The following is a 1933-nucleotide window of genomic DNA, read 5'->3' as shown; positions in this document are numbered from 1 at the left end:
GCACTTTTAACCTGCGACATACTGTCCGTGGCGCTCTCTTCCCACTCACTCCAGCCGGACTTCAGGCCTGCCATCCAGCTCCCGCGAAGCTGGTCTTCAGCCGCCCAGGTCTTTTTCTGCTCTGACATGACGTTATTCAGCGCCAGCGGATTATCGCCATACTGTTCCTTCAGGCGCTGTTCCGTGGCTTCCCGCGCTGCCTGCCGGTCAGTCAGCCCCCGTTTTTTTGCATCAATGGCGGCCCGTTTTGCCCGTTGTTGCTGTGCGAACTTATCCGCCTGCTGCGCCAGCGCGTTCAGGTGCTCCTGATAGGTGACCTTGTCGCCAAGTACAGCCAGCTGGCGTTTGTACTCCAGCGTCTCGTCTTTATGCGCCAGCAGGGATTTCTCCTGTGCGGACAGCTGGCGACGTTGTGCCGCCTCCTCCAGTACCGCGAACTGACTTTCTGCCTTCCACAAATCCCGGCGCTGCTGGCTGATTTTCTCATTCGCTCCGGCATGCTTCTCCAGTGTCCGGAGTTCTGCCTGAAGCGTCAGCAGGGCAGCATGAGCACTGTCTTCCTGACGATCGCCCGCAGACACTTTCACGCCGGACTGCTTCGGCTTTTTCAGCGTCGCTTCATAGTCCTTTTTCGCCGCCGCCATCAGCGTGTTGTAATCTGCCTGCAGGATTTTTCCGTCTTTCAGTGCCTTATTCAGTTCCTCCTGGCGGGCGGTATATTTCTCCAGCGGTGTCTGCAGGCGTTCGTAAGCCTTCTGCGCCTCTTCGGTATATTTCAGCCGTGATGCCTCAGACTCGGCCCGATCTTTTGCTGCCATCTCACTGGCCTTTTCAAGATCTGCCTGCAACGTGGCGGCTGAAAGCCCAAGTCGCGCATTCTCTCTCTTCTCCCATGCCCCCCGGAGATTGGCAAGAAATGCTGACGTTTTACCGCGCCGGTGGCTTCGGCTCTGATACCACTGCCATTTTTTATCCGCTTCATCAAAAGCCTTTTCAGCTTTGGCGAGCATATCTGCAGAGGAGTCCGGGCGACCAATATCCAGCACCGCATCCCACATGGATTTGAATGCCTGTGCAGTCTTGTCTGCCCAGGTCTCCAGCGTACCCATGTTATCTTTCAGTTTACGGGTCTGGTCATCAAACCCTTTCGTTGCGGCCTCGTTCGCCGCCTGCAATGCCCCGGCCCCATCGCCGGAACGCTGCAACTGAGCAACATACGCAATCTGTTCCGCCGTCACGTTATGGAACTGGCGCGCCATCGCCGTCAACCCAGACGTCGGGTCAGTGGTCAGCTTCCCGAAGGCTTCAGCGACCTTGTCCACCTCCACGCCGGATGCAGAGGAGAAACGCGCCACACTCTGGCTGATTGCCTCAAACTGCTCACCACCACGCACACCGGCATTCACCAGCGCCGTCAGTGACTCGCTGGTCTGGTTAAACGTCAGCCCTGCCGCCTGCCCGGATCTGGACAGGGCCAGCATACGATCTGCCGTCAGTCCCGCCTGATTACCGGAAAGGACCAGCGTTTTATTGAAATCGGACAGGGTTGAGTTGCCCTGATACCAGGCATACGCCAGCGCACCGGTCGCCACCGCCAGCGAGGTGGCCCCGACCATCGGCAGGGTGATCGCACCGGCAAGCCCCCTGAACATGGGGATCATCCCGCCGAAGGAGTCCTTCACCTGACCACCCTGTTGCAGCAGGATCAGCCACGGACTTTGCCCGCCTGCAAGCTGCGTGGCCACGTCAGTGAACTGCGCAGGCAGCATACGCATGGCAGCTTTATACTGCCCGACGGAAATCCCCGCTTTCTGTGCAGCCAGCGCCTGTCGGCTCAGCGACTGTTCAACGACTGCCGCTGTTTTTTTCGCATCACTTTCCGTACCGGAAAAATGACGCCTGACTCTGGCCATCTGCTCGTCAAATCTGGCCG

The 1933-nt window shown here is 58.5% G+C and carries 1 protein-coding gene; it reads right to left on the bottom strand.

From position 1 onward, the window contains the following. A partial coding sequence (locus G434_RS23545; protein WP_016249721.1) for a phage tail tape measure protein occupies nt 1-1933 on the bottom strand: 1933 nt, incomplete at both ends.

Source organism: Escherichia sp. KTE172, assembly GCF_000408845.1.
GTDB classification, from domain to species: Bacteria; Pseudomonadota; Gammaproteobacteria; order Enterobacterales; family Enterobacteriaceae; genus Escherichia; species Escherichia coli.
This window is presented reverse-complemented; position numbering and strand designations above follow the sequence as displayed.